Genomic DNA, 17,959 nt, shown 5'->3' with positions numbered 1-17,959 from the left:
CTCTCCTTATAGTCCTTATCTCATTGTCACAACTACAACGGAGCATTTTGGCAGGTCTATCTCAAAGCCCTTTTCTGTCATTTTCGCACTGTACTCTTTTGGTGCGACCTTATCACAATTATCAAAATCATTATAGTCCCTTACTTCATTGTCAAGTATCCTGCACTCAATGTTCTGATAATTTTCTCCTGCTATATCACAACAGATGTGAGCGTCATCATCTATAGAGCAGTTCGCTATAGTGACAGTTAGAACTCCGTCCTTTACTGAGGCAGATTGTGATATCATCGGGATCTTTCCGCCTGCCTGACAGTTGTCTGCGTGGCTGTAGCAAAGCTCGCCTCCCTGATGAGTTTTGAAAAGATCAAAGACATGATAGGTAGGAGTCTTTACCATTTTGTCCCCCTCTGTGAGGATAAGAGCCTGCAAAACGTTCACAGCCTGCGCAAGATTAGCCATTACTACCTTGTCGCTGTGGTTATTGAAGATGTTCAAATTGCAAGCCGCCACGATAGCGTCACGCATTGTGTTCTGCTGATAGAGGAAACCTGGGTTTGTGCCCTCCTCAACGTCATACCAACAGCCCCACTCGTCAACTATAAGACCTATCTTACCCTCTGGATCACGGCGTGACATTATCTCGCTGTGACGTTTTATAAGCTCGTCCATATATAGAGTTTTTGATATAGTTTCGTAATACTCCTCGTCTGAAAACTCAGTTGCACTGCCCTTTTTGCTCCAATCTCCTGTAGGAACGGTGTAATAGTGCAAAGAGATAGCCTTTGTGTGCCACTCCCCAAGGTTTGACATTACAACGTCCGTCCAGTTATAATCGTTGGAATTTGGTCCGCAGGCAATTTTGTAAAGCTCATTGCCGCTGAAATTCTTGCAAAAGCTCTGATATCTTCTGTATTCATCGCAGTAATACTCAGGGCGCATCGAGCCGCCGCAGCCCCAGTTTTCGTTGCCTATACCAAGATATTTAAGCTTCCAAGGCTTTTCTCTGCCGTTTTTTCTTCTCAGGTCAGCCATAGGCGAAACGCCGTCAAAGGTGATATATTCTATCCACTCGGAAAGCTCCTGAACAGTGCCGCTGCCGAGATTTCCTGCAAGATACGGTTCACAGCCTATCTCTTCGCACAGGTCAAAGAACTCATTTGTGCCGAAAGAGTTATCCTCCGTCACGCCGCCCCAGTTGGTGTTTATCATTTTCTTTCTCTGGGATTTTTCGCCGATACCGTCTTTCCAATGATACTCGTCAGCAAAGCAGCCTCCCGGCCAGCGGAGAACAGGCATTTTTATCTCCTTGAAAGCTTCGATAACGTCTTTTCTTACTCCTTTTATGTTCGGTATCTCAGAATTTTCGCCAACGTACATTCCGTTATAGATACATCTGCCAAGATGTTCGGAGAAGTGTCCGTATATCTCCGGGTTGATGTGGGAACGTTTGTCTGCGGTATTGATAAGCATTGAAATCTCTTTCATTGTGACCTCCTTGATGTATATGATTTTAGTTTCAATTATATTTTATCACTTGACAAAAAAACAACAATGATATATCCTATTATTATACTGATACATCATACGAAATTAGAAAGGAAAAACCTATGGAACTTCACGCTTTGGGACTAAACTACAGCCATGACGGGTCTTTTGATATACGCCGTCCAAACGGTTCGGGGGATAATCTTCTGCTTATATTCAAATCCTCTGCGGTGGTTCGTTTGCACGGCAGGGAATACTCAGTTTCCCCTGACAGCGCAATACTATACAAAAAAGGCACTGAGCAGATATACCGTGCCTGCAAGGGTTTTTACATTAACCACTGGCTTCATTTCGATTGTGACGATATGCTCACCCGTGACTATTCACTCCCATATGATACGATTTTTATGTTATCAGACGCAGAGAAAACTGAGGATATCTTATCCACCATAAGCAGACTCAGCTTATCTGAAAGCGGCAGGCGTGAGGATTATATCGAGCTTATGCTCAGAATGCTGCTCATAAGACTTGGAGAGGAATATTCTCTCAGCAAGAGCGGTCAGCCGCCAAGAAAGCGCAGTCACTACGCTGACGCACTTGAGCGGCTCAGGGCTGACATATACAGTTCCCCCTCCGGGAGCAGGAACATTGCCGATATGGCGAAAACTCTCAGCGTAAGCCCCTCCCACTTTCAGTATCTTTACACCTCACGCTTCGGTGTGAGCTGTTATGAGGATATCCTCTGTGCAAGAATGAAAAACGCTGAATACTATCTTCTCAGCACTGACATGACAGTGAAAAACATTGCCGCCGTATGCGGATACGAAAATGACGTGCATTTCATGCGGCAGTTCAAACGCAGATACAACATGACACCCTCACAGTTTCGGCTAAAAAACAAGAAATAGGCATATGCAAAAAGCGGACGAAAAAAAATCGTCCGCTTTTGTTCTGTCAAAATTCTGTTGAAAGGCGGGCGTCCAAAGTCCGCCCCTACAAAACAGCTTAATCTTCGATCTCCGACTGATCCTCAATGACAACAGGGTGACCGTCCTCGGTCATTATCATATCCCCTGCACTGCACTGAACAGCCGTTTGCTCTGCGGTTATGTCATTGGGTTTGAGTTTGAATCTTATTGCCTGCTTGCAGTTTTCTATCTCAACATATGTATGCTTTCCGCCCGACTCTCCGTCCAGCGTCCAAGGCACTTCGTTCTCACTTGTAAAAGTGACCCTTGAAGTCTTGAACGTCACAAAATGCTTATCGTTGAGCTTATTAAGCACTGCTTCATTTATGGTGTTGCTCAGCTCGATAGCGTTCTTAGGCGTCTTTACCAGAACCGCCTCGAAAAGTCCATCGTCAAAACACACCCCGGAAGCGATAAGCTTTTTCATTCCGCCCACTGAGATAGTATTTGAGATAAGACCGAGTATAAAGCTTCCTTCTATTACCTCGCCGTCATGCTCAACTCTCATTTGCTGACCTGTTATCTTTGAAAGCCTTTTTATCCCCTCTGCCACATATGCGGCATGACCAAACTTGTTTTTCATCGTTTGTGAGGTTTCATAGGAAACGTCAGTGAAAGCGCCAAAGCCTGCTACATACACAAAATACTGACCGTTGAACTTACCAACGTCATAATCAAAATACACGCCGTCAACTATCTCCCTTGCGGCGTCAAGCATTTTTTTCGGTATGCTCAAAGACTGCGCACAATCATTTGTTGAACCGGCAGGAATATATCCAAGCGGTATTTTCTTATCAAATGTCATCATTGCCTTGACAGCCTCAGACAATGTTCCGTCACCGCCTGATGTGACTATCATGTCATAATCCTGACCGCACTTGCAAAGCTTGTTATAGCCGTCAAGCTTAGCCTGCGTAGGGTATGTGACTACCTCATAGCCGCCCTTTGTAAAAATATCCACAATGTCGCAAAGGTTATCTTTTATCTGTCCCTTGCCAGCATGGGGGTTGAACACAAAAAGCAATTTTTTCATTTTCCCAGCCCCTTTTCGTTTTTCAAATTCCTATTATTCTACTTTTTATCTATCTTTCTTACACACTTTTTACATAGAGAATTATACCACAAATTTCACAAAAGTCAAGTATTATTGCGACAGCCGTCAAAAAATTCGTCAACAATCACAAACAAATTGTCAGCCAAACCACGAAGGTGACAAAGATAATAAGAGCAAAACATATAAAATAAGCAATATGGATAAACGGGTGATCGCTGTTCGCCCCTACATATAGAAATCAAGATCATCGCCGCAGGCGATACCTTAATTCCTCATTCCTCACTAAAAAAATCAGTCTTTCGCTTCGTACCAGCTTCTGCCGCTGTTTACGTCCACTGTCATTGGCACAGCAAGCTTTACAGCGTTCTCCATTTCATCTTTGAGTATCTTTTCGGCTCTTTCCTTGTCTTTTTCAGCCGCTTCTATAATAAGCTCGTCATGCACCTGTAAAATAAGTTTTGCGTCAAGATCTTCTTCTCTGAGCTTTTTGTATACTCTTACCATTGCTATCTTGATAATATCAGCCGCCGCACCTTGGATAGGTGCGTTCATTGCCGCCCTCTTTCCAAAAGCCTGCAAGACCTTGTTTGAAGCAGAAAGCTCAGGGATATATCTTCTTCTGCCGAAAAGGGTGGTGACATAGCCGTTTTTTATGCCGTCATCAACTGTCTTATCCATAAATTCAGATACTTTCGGGAAGTTGTCAAGATAATTCTTGATGTATCTTTTTGCTTCCGCAACGGTCACACCGATATCTTTCGACAGAGAAAATGCTCCTATGCCATAGATTATACCAAAATTTACAGCCTTTGCCGCACTTCTCATTTCAGGGGTGACGAAATCCTCGGGGATATCAAAGACCTGCGCCGCCGTTGAGGTATGGATATCTCTGCCCTCTGAGAAAGCTTCCTGCATATTTTTGTCACCGCACACGGAAGCAAGCACTCTAAGCTCGATCTGGCTGTAGTCAGCGTCGAGAAGAGTATAGCCGTCCTCGGCAACAAAGAATTTACGCATATTCCTGCCTATCTCTTTTCTCACGGGGATATTTTGCATATTAGGCTCGGTGGAGGATATCCTTCCTGTTCTTGTTTCGGTCTGCTTGAAAACAGAATGGACTCTGCCGTCAGGGTGGATAAGCTTCAAAAGTCCGTCAACATAAGTGGAATTAAGCTTTGTGAGTGTGCGGTATTCAACGATAAGAGGCACGATAGGGTGCTTGTCCATAAGGCTTTCAAGAACGTCCGCATTAGTGGAATAGCCCGACTTTGTTTTCTTCTTTGCAGGCAGACCTAAGTCCTCGAAAAGCACCTCCCCAAGCTGTTTTGTGGAAGCTATATTGAACTCCTTGCCTGCATACATATATATCTGCGAGGTAAGCTCGTCTATCTTTATTTTCAAGTCCTCACCGAAAGCCTTTATGCCCTCTGCGTCAGCCTTTACACCGTAAAACTCCATTGAAGCAAGCACTTCGCAAAGCGGCATTTCGATATCGTCGAATAGCTTTGTCATTTCTGTCATTTCAAGCTGTTTTTTAAGATTTTCGCTAAGAGCAGGCAGACTTGAGAGGTCTGCATATTCACCCATATCAGAGCGGTAAAGGCACTTATATGAAAGACAAAGATTTTCCGCTGTATACTCGCTTGACTGTGAATTGAGAAGATATCCTGCAAGGTCGCAGCAGAAAGTGAGGTTTTCAAGGCAAGTGCCATTTGAGAACGCAAACTTATGGGCAGTTTTGCCCTCAAAGGTTATTTTTTCGCAGGCTGTTCCCATGAAAGCTGTGATAATTGCATTGTCCTCGGTGGTATAGATAACATCATTACAGAGGATAGAAAGTTTATTGTCAGCAAAGATAAAATACGTTGTTTTGTCCTTGCCGAGAACAGATATAACGCTCTCATCAAGTGGCTTGACCTCAAACTTAGGCAGGTCGGAAAGCTTTAGCTTGCTTTCCTGCACTGCGCTGTCAGCGCTTTCCACAGCTTTTCCGCTAAGACCCAATCTGTCTATAAGGCGCATCATTTCAAGGTCGGCAAGGAGAGCCTTTGTTTTCTCGGTATCGACCTCGCCCAGCTTATAAAACTCTGTAGCTTTATCAACAGGGGCTTCAAGACATATTTCCGCAAGGAAGCGACTGTCTATAGCGTCCTGATGACCATTTTCAAGCTTTGTGCGCACAGACGGGGTAAGCTTGATATCTGCGAGGTGTTCATAAAGGGTCTTGACATCGCCCTCCTGCTTGATAAGGGAAAGTGCGGTCTTTTCGCCTATGCCCTTTACGCCTGAAATGTTATCAGAAGTATCTCCCATAAGAGCCTTTACCTCGATCATCTGACGAGGTGTAACGCTGTATTCTTCCATTATCCTGTCAGGGGTATATATCTTTGTTTCCTTTGTGGTGGCAAGACGTACTGTCACACGGTCGGAAACGAGCTGAAAGCTGTCCCTGTCACCGGTGAGGATATAGCACTCGTTGCCCGAATCTGCGGCGGCTTTTGAGAGCGTACCAAGAATATCATCTGCTTCATAGCCCTCGCACTGTACTATCTTTATACCAAGGTCGCCCAAAAGCTCTTTTATCACAGGCATTTGCTGAGCAAGCTCCTCAGGCATACCCTTTCGGTTGGCTTTGTATGCGGCATTCGCCTTGTGTCTGAAAGTAGGGGCTTTAAGGTCGAAAGCCACTGCCACGCAGTCAGGCTTTACCTCGCCTATCTCCTTGAGGTAAATGTTCATAAACCCCGTAAGGCATTCGTGAACTGTCCCTTTGAATTTGACAGCAGCTTTATTCCGTAAAAAGCCCTGTTCATTATGCTGTTTCCATCTATGGCTAGTAGTTTCATTCTATTCCAAGCACCTCCGCTTTATTGTTCTCATTTCTTGGATTATACTCGTCAACGTCCCACTTGATAGGGTTATTGTGTATGTATTTTGAAATTGCTATATATTCTTTTTGGTTTCTGATGATATGGTCATAATATGAACGCTGAAAAATATTAAAACCAATATCCTTATTTATAAATCTTTTCAACATTGACACATACTGTGGAACTATCTCGTTTGTAGGGGACGGCGCCCTCGACGTCCCGCTGACTCCCATACCGATTTTCAGTATAAAATGGATATGATTTGGCATTATGACATATTGAAATATCTTTTTGTCATCATAGACACTGTTTACTCTGTGGATATTATCTCTGATAATTTTACCAAAGCTTGAAAGATAGACCTTTCCGACAGCGTGTGCGCAACATAACGGGACGTCGGGGGCGCCGTCCCCTACATCTGTTACCCACAACAACTCGTTTTTTTGGACAGTACATATGGTAATAAAATAAAGTCCATTGTTTGAATAATCATAATTGTCAAGTCTTATGATTTTTCTTACAGGTTTATCCATAAGATTATTCCGAAATCTTATCCAGCGACAGCGTTGCAATGCCGTTAAGGCTTTCGTCTGCTCGTCTGCCTGCAAGATAGTCAAAATATCCCTGACAGGCTATCATTGCACCGTTATCTCCGCAGTATTTGAACTCAGGCATATAAAGCTTATAACCACGCTTGTCACAGGCTTTTTGAAGCTTCTCTCTTACCCCTGAGTTTGCCGAAACGCCGCCTGCAAGCCCTATGGTAGTATACCCAAGATCTTTTGCGGCAAGCATCGCTTTGTCTACAAGAATGTCGGATATGGTGTTCTGGAACGAAGCAGCCATATCGTTCACATTGACAGTTTCGCCCTTTTGTGCGGCATTATGCACAAGGTTTATAACGGCAGTTTTTAGTCCGCTGAAAGAGAAGTCATATTCACTGCCCTGCACCTTTGGATGTGGGAGCTTATAGGCATCGGGATCGCCTGACTTTGCGGCATTGTCGATAAACTTTCCGCCCGGATATTCAAAGCCCAATGTTCTCGCTACCTTGTCAAAGCACTCGCCTGCGGCATCATCTCTTGTTCTGCCTATAACATGATATCTTGAATAATCAAGCACCTCTACAATATGTGAATGTCCGCCTGACACGACCAAGCAAAGATAAGGCGGTTTAAGCTCAGGGTGGGAGATATAATTTGCGGCAATGTGTCCTGCGATATGGTGAACAGGCACAAGGGGCTTATTTGCACTCATGGCAAGTCCCTTTGCAAAGCTCACTCCCACGAGAAGTGCACCGATAAGTCCTGGGGCATAGGTCACTGCGACAGCGTCGATATCGTCCATTGTGCAGTTTGCTTCTTCAAGAGCGGCCTTTGTCACCCATGTTATGTTCTCCGCATGGCGGCGTGAGGCTATCTCAGGCACAACTCCACCATAAAGCCTGTGTTCGTCTATCTGACTTGCAACTATATTTGAAAGCACCGTTTTTCCGTCTTCAACAACAGAGCAGGCTGTTTCATCGCAGGAGCTTTCTATTCCTAAAATCTTCATTTTATTACCCTCTTTTTATTTCGTAAATATAAGCATATCATATACATTTAATAAGCAGACAAATTGGAGCAAGCGGGCGAACAGTGTTCACCCCTACAAATAAAATCACAAAAAATGTTGGAACAAGCAGGCGACCAAAGGTCGCCCCCACGAAAAAATAATCATCGCCGCAGGCGATACCTTAATTTCTCATTCCTCACTCCTCATTCCTCACTATTCCAGTCCGTATATCCGCTTCATTTCAGCCGAGTTTCCCCCGTCTGCGGAACGCACATACAAAGGCTTTTCTATCTGCACAAAAGGCTTTCCGCCCTTTTTGCCCTCTACAAGAATAAGCCATGGGGGACACTCCGGGTTTTTGTGAACTGTCCGCAAACGCTTCGGCTCGATGCCGCTGGCTCTCATTGCCGTCATTATATCGCATAGGCGCTCGGGGCGGTTGCATATGCAAAGCCTGCCACCGAATTTCAGATTATTCTTTGCACATCTGCACACATCATCAATAGTGCAGAGCATTTCATGCCGTGCGATAGAAACCGCTTCGCTGTCATTCTTCGCACCTGTGTTGTTTATCTTGTAGGGCGGATTGCAGGTGATAAGGTCAAGCTCTTTTTCGCTTCGCCAATCATTCAAGTCGCCCAAAACAGGCTGGATAGTATCTATTTTCGACCTCTCAAGAGATACTTTAAGCTGTTCGTGAGCCTTTTCCTGTATCTCAACAGCATATATCTTCTGTGGCTTGTAAAATTTGTGCAGAAGAAGCGCTATTATGCCGCTTCCTGTGCAAAGGTCTGCGCAGATATCCTTGTGCCGTCCTGCTGAAAAATCCGCAAGCAGAAAGGCGTCAGTACCAAAGCGGTGTTCGTCAGATATACATATCTCAATGCCCTCGCCCAAGGACTCAAATGTAAAATCGTTATATGTCATTTATTTCTCCATTTTCAGTGGGTTGAAGTGCCATTAAAACAGCATTTTCCGTGGGGGCGGTGTAGAAATTTTTTCTCATGCCTACCCTCTCAAAGCCCTGCTTTTCGTAAAATTTTATAGCCCCAAGGTTTGACTCTCTCACTTCAAGATACCATTTTTCAGCCTTTGCGGCATTGTATGCGCTGTCAAAAAGGGCTTTTGCAATACCCATTCTGCGGAACTTCTCCAAAACGCCTATATTGTTTATCTCAGCTTCTCCGCAGACGCACCACACGCTTATAAAGCCTGCGGCTTCGCCATTACAAATGGCAAGAAACGATATATCGTCAGGGTTTGAAAGCTGTTTTTTGTAGGTTTCAAAACTCCAAGCTTCGGGCAAAATTTTCGCCGCAGTTTGTGAAAAAAGCTGTACGTTTTCCTCTGAAAGAGGCACAATGGTCACATCTGCCACCTTATTCGCCCTCTATTTTCGTGCCAACAAGGCAATACGCTTTGCAGTCGCTCAGAATTTTGACTTTTACATCATGGAAGCCACGCTCTCTAGCCATTGAACGCACCTGCTGAGGAGTGAACTTGTCAAAACCTGTGTCGCAGTACGGGAGCTTGTCAAGGTAGCCCTTTGTATAGAATGTGCAGATAAAATTGCCGCCGTCTTTGAGAACTCGCCTTACCTCGTCAAGAACTTTTGCGGTGTCCTCCCAGAAATAAATGGTGTTCACAGTGTAAACAGTGTCAAAAAAATCATCGTTATAAGGAAGCTCCTCAGCTTTTCCCTGCTGTAAGATCACCTTGTTGGTATTCACTCCGTCACGGTTTTTTCGCTTGGCTTTTTCCACCATATCCGCAGAAATATCGACTCCATAGAACTTAGCGTTTATATTCTTGCTAAGCTTTTTGATAGTCACACCGTTTCCAAAGCCTATATCCAATATCCTTGCACCGTCAAGCTTGCAGACAAATTTTTTCACCGCTCTGTAGTGCTCTGCATTGAAAAAATTCATGAATTTTGCACAGGCTATACCGCCCAATCCCTCTGGGTCAGCACACTGTCCGCCTATGTATTCTTTTATGCTCATAAAATCACCTCAAAAAATCTAAATTGATATATAATACAAATGAGAAAAAACAAGAAATAAACATCGCCGCAGGCGATACCTTAATTCCTCACTCCTCACTCCTCATTCCTCATTTAAACAAGCGTCCGTAAAGCTCCCCCTTAGAAAATCCCGTCGCCTTTGCTATCTCACGGCAGGCGTCAGCTCCACGCATACCCTTTTCCACAAGGGCTTTTACTTGTTCAAGCGCTTCCTCTATATTCTCCGCAGGGCAAAGCTCGTCCTCTTTTGCACCCTCGATAACAAGCACAAATTCGCCCTTTGGCTTGTTAACTTCGTAATACTCCACAGCCTGCGCAAGGGTGGTGCGGAAAACTTCTTCGTGTATCTTTGTAAGCTCCCTGCAAAGAGATATTCTTCTGTCACCGAAATATTCCAGCATATCCTTCAAAGTGTAGACGAGCTTGTGGGGCGCTTCATAGAAAATGAGAGTGTTCGTGCAGTTTTTCACCGAGGCAAGATGATTTAATCTTTGCTTCTTGGTGGTTGACAAAAAGCCCTCGAACTGAAATCTTGCAGTGTCAAGTCCGCTTATGGCAAGTGCTGATACCACCGCTGACGGACCCGGTACTACCTCCACCTTCACACCGTTTTCAGCGCACAGCTTCACAAGAAGCTCCCCGGGGTCTGAAATGCAGGGCATACCGGCGTCTGTGACGATAGCGGCGTTCTCGCCTGCCATTATCCTGTTCAAAATGCTCTCGCCCACCTGCTTTGCATTGTGTTCGTGATAGCTCACAAGTGGCGTTTTTATGTCAAAATAATTGAGAAGCTTTGCGGTAACTCTTGTGTCCTCGGCACAGATAAAATCAGCCTTTTCCAGGGTCTCAACTGCACGATATGTCATATCTCCAAGGTTGCCTATAGGCGTTCCTACTACGGATAAAATTCCCATTTTTATTCTCCTAACTCGTTTGCAAGTATGTGGTCTATCATCTCATAAAGGTCAGAAATGGTATTAAGCCCACCGCACTGTGCTCTTAGCTTTGCAGAGCCTTTCAGCCCTTTAACATACCATGCGCAGTTTTTTCTGGCTTCTTTCATGCCCTGACGTTCGCCCTTGTATTTGCATATAAGCTCGCAGTGCTTTTTCATCACCGCCATTTTTTCTTCTATACTCACCTCAGGAAGCTTTTCCCCTGTTTCAAGATAATGCTTCACGTCACGGAAAACCCATGGTCTGCCGTAGCTTCCTCTGCCTATCATCACAAGGTCACAGCCAGTCTGCTCATACATTGCCTTTGCGCTTTCTCCGTCAACAACGTCGCCGTTGCCTATAACGGGTATCTTAACAGCCCCTTTTACCTGCTTTATTATATCCCAATCGGCTTTGCCTGAATAAAACTGCGTTCTCGTCCTGCCGTGACAGGTGACGGCGCTTGCCCCTGCCTGCTCCATGAGTTTTGCGAACTCCACTGCATTTATGCTGTTTTCGTCCCAGCCTGCACGGAATTTCACTGTAACAGGGCAGTTTGCGTTTTTTACCACCTCTCTGCATATCTCTGCCGCAGTGTCAGGAAGCCTCATAAGTGCAGAACCGCTGCCATTGCCTACTATCTTAGGCACAGGACAGCCCATGTTTATATCAATGATATCAGGGGAAAATTCGTTGAGCTTATAAGCCGCTTTTCCCATATAATAAGGGTCTTCCCCAAAAAGCTGCAAAGCATAGGGCGTTCCTCGCTCTCTATCTCGCAAAGACGTGCAGTCTTTTTGTCACCAAAGCACAGACCCTTCGAGGATATCATTTCGCTTACAAGATATGACGCACCATACTCTTTGCACATAAGACGATATGATTTATCTGCCACCGACGCCATAGGTGCTAATGCGGCGGTCTTTTCTATTTCAACGTTTCCGATAAAAAAACTGTTCATCAAGTCAAATTCTCCTAATATGTTCCAATGCATGAATAGTCATAGCGATACTATTTTATTATAACACAATGCGTGATTTTTTGCAACGATAAAAAGCCATATAACTACACAAAGTAATAAATCGCTAAAACGCCTTGACATTTGCGGAATTTTGCTATAAAATATAATGGTAGTATTATATTTTGTATAAGGAGAATGTTTCATGAATAATTCTGAAAAAACCATGGATAAGATCGTGGCTCTCTGTAAAAACAGAGGCTTTGTATACCCTGGAAGCGAGATCTACGGCGGTCTTGCAAACACTTGGGACTACGGTCCGCTTGGCGTTGAGCTGAAAACTAACATCAAGAACGCTTGGAGAAAGAAGTTCATTCAGGAGAACAAGTACAACGTTGGTCTTGACTCCGCTATCCTTATGAATCCGCAGACTTGGGTGGCTTCAGGTCATATCGGCGGATTCTCTGACCCTCTTATGGACTGCAAGGACTGTAAGACACGTCACAGAGCGGACAACCTTATCGAAGATTTCGACGGCACTAACGTTGCAGGCTGGACAAACGAGCAGATGATGGACTACATCAAGGAAAAGCAGATCCCATGCCCAGATTGCGGCAGCCACAACTTCACTGATATCCGTCAGTTCAACCTTATGTTCAAGACATTTCAGGGTGTAACTGAGGACTCAAAGTCTGAGCTTTATCTGCGTCCTGAAACTGCACAGGGCATCTTTGTAAACTTTGCAAATATCCAGAGAACAACAAGAAAGAAAGTACCTTTCGGCGTTGCACAGGTAGGTAAATCATTCAGAAACGAGATCACTCCGGGTAACTTTATTTTCCGTGTTCGTGAGTTTGAGCAGATGGAGCTTGAGTTCTTCTGCAAGCCTGGCACAGACCTTGAGTGGTTCAACTACTGGAGAGGCTTCTGCAAGGATTGGCTCCTTAGCCTTAACATCAAGGAAGAAAACCTTCGTCTGAGAGATCATTCACCTGAGGAGCTTTGCTTCTATTCAAAGGCTACAACTGACTTTGAGTATCTCTTCCCATTTGGCTGGGGCGAGCTTTGGGGCGTTGCCGACAGAACTGATTATGACCTTAATCAGCACATCAAGACAAGCGGCAAGAGCCTTGATTACTTTGACCCTGAAACAAACGAGAGATACGTTCCATACGTTATCGAGCCTTCCCTTGGCGTTGAGAGATTGTTCCTGACAGTTGTTTGCGAAGCATATGACGAGGAAAACATCGGCACAGAGGAGAAGCCTGACGTTAGAACTGTTATGCGTTTCCACCCTGCACTTGCTCCTTTCAAGGCTTGCATTCTTCCGCTTTCCAAGAAGCTCAGCGAGCAGGCAGGCGAGCTTTATGCAGAGCTTTCAAAGCACTTCCTTGTTGACTATGACGAGGCAGGCTCTATCGGTAAGAGATATCGCCGTCAGGACGAGATCGGTACACCTTTCTGCATCACATATGACTTTGATTCTGTTGAGGACGGCTGTGTAACAGTAAGAGACAGAGATACAATGGAGCAGGAGCGTATCAAGATCGACGAGCTGGTAGCTTATATCGAAAAGAAGATAGCTTTCTAGTAAAATAAAGATCTTTGCGGGCGAACGGTTTGTTCGCCCGTTTTTTATGCCCGTTTTTACAATAAAAAGCTTTACAAAATTGGCGAGTTGTGATATAATATGTTTGTATATTTTTACGAAAGGACGTCCTTGCCATAAAAAATATATTTGACTCACATTGTCACTATGACGATCACGCTTTCGATGAAGACAGATACGAAGTCCTTGACAGGCTTCTTTGCGACCCTGACTCTCCTGTAGACAAGGTCTGCCACGCCGCAACGGACGAAAGATCGTCTTTGTTCGGCATCGAAACTGCGAAAAAATATGAGAATTTCTATACCTCTGTGGGCTTTCACCCTGAGTGTATGGATACTCTTCCTGAAAATTATATGCAGGTGCTTGACGAGCTTTATTTGAAAGCCTGCTCTACTCACAAGCTTGTTGCTGTTGGTGAGATAGGGCTTGACTATCATTATGAGGGATATGACAAAGAAAGACAGATAAAGCTTTTTGACAAGCAGGTGGAATATGCTGTGAAGAAAAGTCTGCCTGTTATAGTTCACTGCCGTGAAGCCACTCAGGACTGCCTTGACGTGCTGAACAAATATGCGCCGTCAGGTGTAGTTCACTGCTTTTCTGGCTCGGCGGAGACCGCAGAGATAGTGCTTGGGCTTGGTATGTACATCGGGTTTACAGGTGCGCTTGCTTTTAAAAATGCTAAAAAAGCCAAACGTGCTCTTGAAGTTGTCCCAATGGACAGGCTTCTTCTTGAAACGGACTGCCCTTACATGGCGCCCCCTCCTTACAGAGGACAGAGGTGCGAAAGCCCTATGATAGAAGAAGTGGCAAAGGTCGTGGCTGAGATAAAAAAAACTCGATCCGCAGGAAGTGCTTGACATTACAAATAGAAACGCCTGCCACCTGTTCGGGATCGAATACGAGAAAGGATAAGAGAACAAAATGACAGAAACTATGTATGTAGTGATACCATGCTACAACGAAGAACAAATGTTGCCTATCACAGCGAAAGCGCTTATAAAAAAGCTCGATGAGCTGAAGGCAGAAGGTCGTATCGCACAGAACAGCAAGGTCATGTTCGTCGACGACGGCTCAAAGGACAAAACGTGGAGATAATACAGAAACTCCACGAAGCAAGCCCTGTTTTCACAGGTCTTAAACTCTCAAGAAACAAAGGTCATCAGAACGCACTGCTGGCTGGTCTTATGACGGCAAGAAACTATGCTGATATCGTTGTTTCCATGGACGCTGACTTGCAGGACGATATAAACGCTATTGACGGCTTTCTTGATAAGAGGGCAGAGGGCTGTGATATTGTTTACGGCGTTCGTTCATCGAGAGAAAAGGATACCGCTTTCAAGCGTGGAACTGCTCAGGCTTATTACAAGCTTTTGGAGCATATGGGCGTTGAGATAACGTATAATCACGCTGATTACAGACTTATGAGCAAAAGGGCTATAGACGCTCTGGCAGAGTTTAAGGAAGTAAATCTGTTTCTGAGAGGTCTTGTGCCTATGGTTGGCTTCAAGAGCGACATCGTTAAGTATGTAAGAAACGAGCGTGTGGCGGGCGAATCTAAATATCCGCTGAAAAAAATGCTTTCCTTTGCAGTTGAGGGAATAACCTCACTTTCTGTAAAGCCTATAAGATTTATCACCACTATCGGTATAATAGTATTTTTAGTATCACTTATAATGCTTATATATTTCCTTATAACATGGGCAGTGGGACACACTGTTCAGGGCTGGGCTTCAACTATCACGTCTATATGGGCGATAGGCGGACTTCAGCTTTTGGCTATAGGCATTATCGGAGAATATATAGGCAAGATCTATTTGGAAACAAAGGCTAGACCTAAATTTATAATCGAAACAAATCTTGAAGAAACAGACAAGGAGTAATTAAAAATGGCAGAACTCAAGGCTAACAATCAGAAACCAAATTTCGACAACAACCCTAAGCTTATAGAAGCTATCGCAGAAATGAGAAAGAATTTCTGTGCAGAAACTCAAAACAAGGTAATAAACACAGCGCTTGCCTGCACATTTCTCGTGCCTGCAATGGTAGAAAAGACAACAGAGCTTGTTGCCGACGCTGAAAACCATGTTAATTTTGAGGACAAGAGCAAGGCTAAGTTCATTCTTCTCAACAACAACAAAACAAACGGCACATTTTTCCCTGTTTTCACTTCCCCAGAGGAGGCTAAAAAACTTCAGTATGACAAGCCATTCCAGAGCTTTGCAATGAGATTTCAGGATATAGCTGCTCTCACTGAGCAGACGCCAAAGGTACAGGGCTTTGTTGTAAACCCATTTGGCGAGAACCTTCCTTTCACTCAGGAAATGCTGGAGTCTATCAAGCAAACTCTCATAAAGGTGGCAAAGGAGAGGAAGGCAGCTAGAGAAGCTGCTGAAAATGGCGAAGCTCCTGACATTGCTGTTACAAACAACGAAACAGCAGAGTAAGATACTTAAGCATATCGGAGGACGGACTGTGTTCGTCCTCTTTTTTTACCTGTCTATAAAAATCTAATTACAGAAGTCCGTGTCTTATTTTTACGAAAACTATGCTTAATATGGTTGACAAAAATTATGCCGTGTGTTATAATTGTAGTAATATGGTGGGAAATATAGCGTGTTATTTGTGCAGTGTTCACTATCACGCACCACGCAAAAGACTAAAAGGTTCTGCTTTTAGAAATTTTTTCGTGATCTGAGGGAGTATATATGGCTAACGAAACTGAGCTTGAAAAAATTGACCGTGCTGCCGAATACTTTGAAAGATATTTTGAGTTTGAGGACGCTGTAACGGTCAGCAAGGAAAATAAAGAATACCTCAAAACTTATATCCATGACAACGATTATGTTGTTAAAAACTTCAATATAAAAAATAAAATAATTAAGTCTTTAGGCATAAGCATCGGCATTGGATTGGTGGCTTTTCTGCTGCTGTGGCTGCTCCTTGGCACAAAGCTTATTATAGTGGGCATTATTGCAGGTGCACTTATTTTTATCGGTGCAGGCGTTTTCGGTATCGCACTGAACAAATACAGACTTACTGCTGCTGAACAGAAGCAGGTTGAAGTGAACGAGGGCATAAATGAACAGATAATAATGCTTGATGACAGAATAAAGCAGGTAGAACGTCAGAGAGATGATTACTACAAGGCTCTTGAAAAGAGAGTGCCTTTCATGTCACTTGACTATATGAAGAACGTTCAGCAGATAAAACAGTTTCTTGTGGACGGCAAAGCTGACACCTGCGAGGAAGCTGTGGATATGTTCGAGGAGTCGATGCTTTTACAGCAAATGACGGATATCATGACAAAGAGCGAAACTATTGAGCCTGTCAAGGACGATAAGGAACGTTTCGGCGACCCTTTGAAGATAATAAAGGAAAACAAGAAGAAACGCAAAAAGGAAAAGAAAGCAAAAAAAGACAAAAAGTAACTTTCGACCGCAGCAGCATTTTACGCCGCTGCGGTCTTTCTGTGAAGATCCACAATTTGCTATAGATAGGATAATGTATGAACGAGAAAAAAGATATTCTGACAAAAACATGGGTAGTGGCTGTTCTTGCGTCCATATGCTGTATGCTGTGGGGAAGTGCATTTTCCTGTGTGAAAATAGGCTACAGCCTTATGAACATAACCACCAATGACAGCGGTTCGCAGCTTGTGTTTGGGGGCATAAGATTTTTTGTGGCAGGGCTAATGGCTCTTGCCATGGGAAGCGGAGCGGAGAGAAAAATTCTCCTGCCAACAAAGACTTCCATACCAAAGATCATGATAATAAGCCTTTTTCAGACAATTTTGCAGTATTTTTTCTACTACATAGGTCTAGCCCACACAACGGGGGTAAAGGCAGCGATAATAGTTGGGGCGAACGTTTTTATTGCGATACTTGTGTCATCGCTTTTATACAAGCTTGAAAAGCTCACCGCTGTGAAAATAGCAGGCTGTATACTTGGATTTTCGGGTATCATTGTTATAAATCTCGGGGGACTTTCGGGGGTAAGCTTCAATTTTCTCGGGGACGGATTTATTTTTCTTTGCACCTGTGCATACGCTTTTTCATCGGTGTATATGAAGCGCTATTCCGAAACAGAAGACCCTGTTATGCTTAGCGGCTGGCAGTTCGTTTTCGGTGGAGCAGTTCTCACTGTCATAGGCTTTTTAATGGGCGGCAGGCTTGGTCACATGAGCGCAAAGGCTTTTTTGATGCTTTTGTATCTTGCCTTTGTATCAGCGGCGGCATATTCGCTGTGGGCAGTGCTTTTGAAGCACAACCCTGTTTCAAAGGTGGCGATTTTCGGCTTTATGAACCCTGTGTGCGGAGTGCTGCTTTCAACTATCCTGCTTGATGAAAAAGGCATTTTTGGCGTTCAGGGGATAGCCGCACTTATCCTTGTCTGCTCGGGTATCTTCATTGTTCAGAGAAAAGGGAATAAATAATATTGTAACTATGCTCATATGCTTTTGCATATTCACGTTGTTTGTATGTAGGGGCGAACAGTGTTCGC

General features: G+C 44.1%; 14 protein-coding genes and 3 pseudogenes. 7 read left to right on the top strand and 10 right to left on the bottom strand.

Annotated features, from left to right (window positions below):
• Positions 1-15: 15 nt before the first annotated feature.
• The gene (locus DW793_RS03760; protein ID WP_118157110.1) at positions 16-1,485 is read right to left on the bottom strand and encodes an alpha-N-arabinofuranosidase; all 1,470 of its coding nucleotides are present in this window, start codon (positions 1,483-1,485) and stop codon (positions 16-18) included.
• Positions 1,486-1,607: 122 nt separating this feature from the next.
• Here DW793_RS03760 and DW793_RS03755 point away from each other — a divergent pair, with 122 nt between their 5' ends.
• Positions 1,608-2,393: a helix-turn-helix domain-containing protein gene (locus DW793_RS03755; RefSeq protein WP_038672744.1), complete on the top strand. Its 786-nt coding sequence runs from the start codon at positions 1,608-1,610 to the stop codon at positions 2,391-2,393.
• A 97-nt stretch (positions 2,394-2,490) separates the two neighbouring features.
• Here DW793_RS03755 and DW793_RS03750 read toward each other — a convergent pair whose 3' ends face one another.
• From DW793_RS03750 to dusB, 9 genes and pseudogenes are all read right to left on the bottom strand, one after another.
• Positions 2,491-3,486 carry a diacylglycerol/lipid kinase family protein gene (locus DW793_RS03750; protein WP_118157109.1) on the bottom strand — a complete coding sequence of 332 codons (996 nt, stop codon included), beginning with the start codon at positions 3,484-3,486 and terminating at the stop codon, positions 2,491-2,493.
• Between the two features lie 312 nt (positions 3,487-3,798).
• Positions 3,799-6,353: pseudogene (polA, locus tag DW793_RS03745) on the bottom strand (DNA polymerase I).
• Positions 6,350-6,910 carry a transposase gene (locus DW793_RS03740; RefSeq protein ID WP_118157108.1) on the bottom strand — a complete coding sequence of 187 codons (561 nt, stop codon included), beginning with the start codon at positions 6,908-6,910 and terminating at the stop codon, positions 6,350-6,352. Before DW793_RS03740 ends, polA begins: the two are co-directional and overlap by 4 nt.
• A 4-nt stretch (positions 6,911-6,914) precedes the next feature.
• Entirely contained in the window at positions 6,915-7,931 is a 1,017-nt protein-coding gene (gene tsaD / locus DW793_RS03735) for a tRNA (adenosine(37)-N6)-threonylcarbamoyltransferase complex transferase subunit TsaD (RefSeq protein ID WP_118157107.1), read from the bottom strand.
• Between the two features lie 213 nt (positions 7,932-8,144).
• Positions 8,145-8,858 carry a tRNA1(Val) (adenine(37)-N6)-methyltransferase gene (locus DW793_RS03730; RefSeq protein WP_118157106.1) on the bottom strand — a complete coding sequence of 238 codons (714 nt, stop codon included), beginning with the start codon at positions 8,856-8,858 and terminating at the stop codon, positions 8,145-8,147.
• Positions 8,848-9,309, bottom strand: coding sequence for a ribosomal protein S18-alanine N-acetyltransferase (gene rimI / locus DW793_RS03725; RefSeq protein ID WP_252969645.1), 462 nt, complete (start codon positions 9,307-9,309; stop codon positions 8,848-8,850). The genes DW793_RS03730 and rimI overlap by 11 nt, the downstream gene beginning before the upstream one ends.
• A gap of 1 nt (position 9,310) precedes the next feature.
• Positions 9,311-9,934, bottom strand: coding sequence for a class I SAM-dependent methyltransferase (locus DW793_RS03720; RefSeq protein ID WP_117892091.1), 624 nt, complete (start codon positions 9,932-9,934; stop codon positions 9,311-9,313).
• A gap of 109 nt (positions 9,935-10,043) precedes the next feature.
• Complete coding sequence (rsmI, locus tag DW793_RS03715; RefSeq protein ID WP_118157105.1) at positions 10,044-10,868, bottom strand: 16S rRNA (cytidine(1402)-2'-O)-methyltransferase; 825 nt, start codon at positions 10,866-10,868, stop codon at positions 10,044-10,046.
• A 2-nt stretch (positions 10,869-10,870) separates the two neighbouring features.
• Positions 10,871-11,760 (bottom strand): annotated as a pseudogene (gene dusB, locus DW793_RS03710) (tRNA dihydrouridine synthase DusB).
• 292 nt (positions 11,761-12,052) lie between these two features.
• Here dusB and DW793_RS03705 point away from each other — a divergent pair.
• The 6 genes and pseudogenes from DW793_RS03705 to DW793_RS03680 all read left to right on the top strand — a co-directional run bounded on the left by DW793_RS03705 (position 12,053) and on the right by DW793_RS03680 (position 17,891).
• On the top strand, positions 12,053-13,438 hold the full coding sequence (locus tag DW793_RS03705) for a glycine--tRNA ligase (protein WP_038672759.1): 1,386 nt from the start codon (positions 12,053-12,055) through the stop codon (positions 13,436-13,438).
• Between the two features lie 107 nt (positions 13,439-13,545).
• Positions 13,546-14,316: a TatD family hydrolase gene (locus DW793_RS03700; protein WP_390624619.1), complete on the top strand. Its 771-nt coding sequence runs from the start codon at positions 13,546-13,548 to the stop codon at positions 14,314-14,316.
• 64 nt (positions 14,317-14,380) lie between these two features.
• Positions 14,381-15,339 (top strand): annotated as a pseudogene (locus tag DW793_RS03695) (glycosyltransferase family 2 protein).
• A gap of 6 nt (positions 15,340-15,345) precedes the next feature.
• Positions 15,346-15,903 carry an SseB family protein gene (locus DW793_RS03690; RefSeq protein ID WP_038672765.1) on the top strand — a complete coding sequence of 186 codons (558 nt, stop codon included), beginning with the start codon at positions 15,346-15,348 and terminating at the stop codon, positions 15,901-15,903.
• Positions 15,904-16,164: 261 nt separating this feature from the next.
• The gene (locus tag DW793_RS03685; RefSeq protein ID WP_117863662.1) at positions 16,165-16,887 is read left to right on the top strand and encodes a hypothetical protein; all 723 of its coding nucleotides are present in this window, start codon (positions 16,165-16,167) and stop codon (positions 16,885-16,887) included.
• A gap of 77 nt (positions 16,888-16,964) precedes the next feature.
• On the top strand, positions 16,965-17,891 hold the full coding sequence (locus tag DW793_RS03680) for a DMT family transporter (RefSeq protein ID WP_117892097.1): 927 nt from the start codon (positions 16,965-16,967) through the stop codon (positions 17,889-17,891).
• The last annotated feature ends 68 nt before the right edge of the window (positions 17,892-17,959 follow it).

Origin of the sequence: Ruminococcus sp. AM31-15AC (assembly GCF_003462045.1) — a bacterium.
Lineage (GTDB): Bacteria > Bacillota > Clostridia > Oscillospirales > Ruminococcaceae > Hominimerdicola > Hominimerdicola aceti.
The sequence above is the reverse complement of the archived record's forward strand: the minus strand, read 5'-3'. Positions and strand labels throughout refer to the sequence as shown.

Coding starts and splice junctions, on each gene's coding strand:
- DW793_RS03760 (WP_118157110.1), bottom strand. CDS start 1,485: ATGAAAGAGATTTCAATGCTTATCAATACCGCAGACAAACGTTCCCAC.
- DW793_RS03755 (WP_038672744.1), top strand. CDS start 1,608: ATGGAACTTCACGCTTTGGGACTAAACTACAGCCATGACGGGTCTTTT.
- DW793_RS03750 (WP_118157109.1), bottom strand. CDS start 3,486: ATGAAAAAATTGCTTTTTGTGTTCAACCCCCATGCTGGCAAGGGACAG.
- DW793_RS03740 (WP_118157108.1), bottom strand. CDS start 6,910: ATGGATAAACCTGTAAGAAAAATCATAAGACTTGACAATTATGATTAT.
- tsaD (WP_118157107.1), bottom strand. CDS start 7,931: ATGAAGATTTTAGGAATAGAAAGCTCCTGCGATGAAACAGCCTGCTCT.
- DW793_RS03730 (WP_118157106.1), bottom strand. CDS start 8,858: ATGACATATAACGATTTTACATTTGAGTCCTTGGGCGAGGGCATTGAG.
- DW793_RS03720 (WP_117892091.1), bottom strand. CDS start 9,934: ATGAGCATAAAAGAATACATAGGCGGACAGTGTGCTGACCCAGAGGGA.
- rsmI (WP_118157105.1), bottom strand. CDS start 10,868: ATGGGAATTTTATCCGTAGTAGGAACGCCTATAGGCAACCTTGGAGAT.
- DW793_RS03705 (WP_038672759.1), top strand. CDS start 12,053: ATGAATAATTCTGAAAAAACCATGGATAAGATCGTGGCTCTCTGTAAA.
- DW793_RS03690 (WP_038672765.1), top strand. CDS start 15,346: ATGGCAGAACTCAAGGCTAACAATCAGAAACCAAATTTCGACAACAAC.
- DW793_RS03685 (WP_117863662.1), top strand. CDS start 16,165: ATGGCTAACGAAACTGAGCTTGAAAAAATTGACCGTGCTGCCGAATAC.
- DW793_RS03680 (WP_117892097.1), top strand. CDS start 16,965: ATGAACGAGAAAAAAGATATTCTGACAAAAACATGGGTAGTGGCTGTT.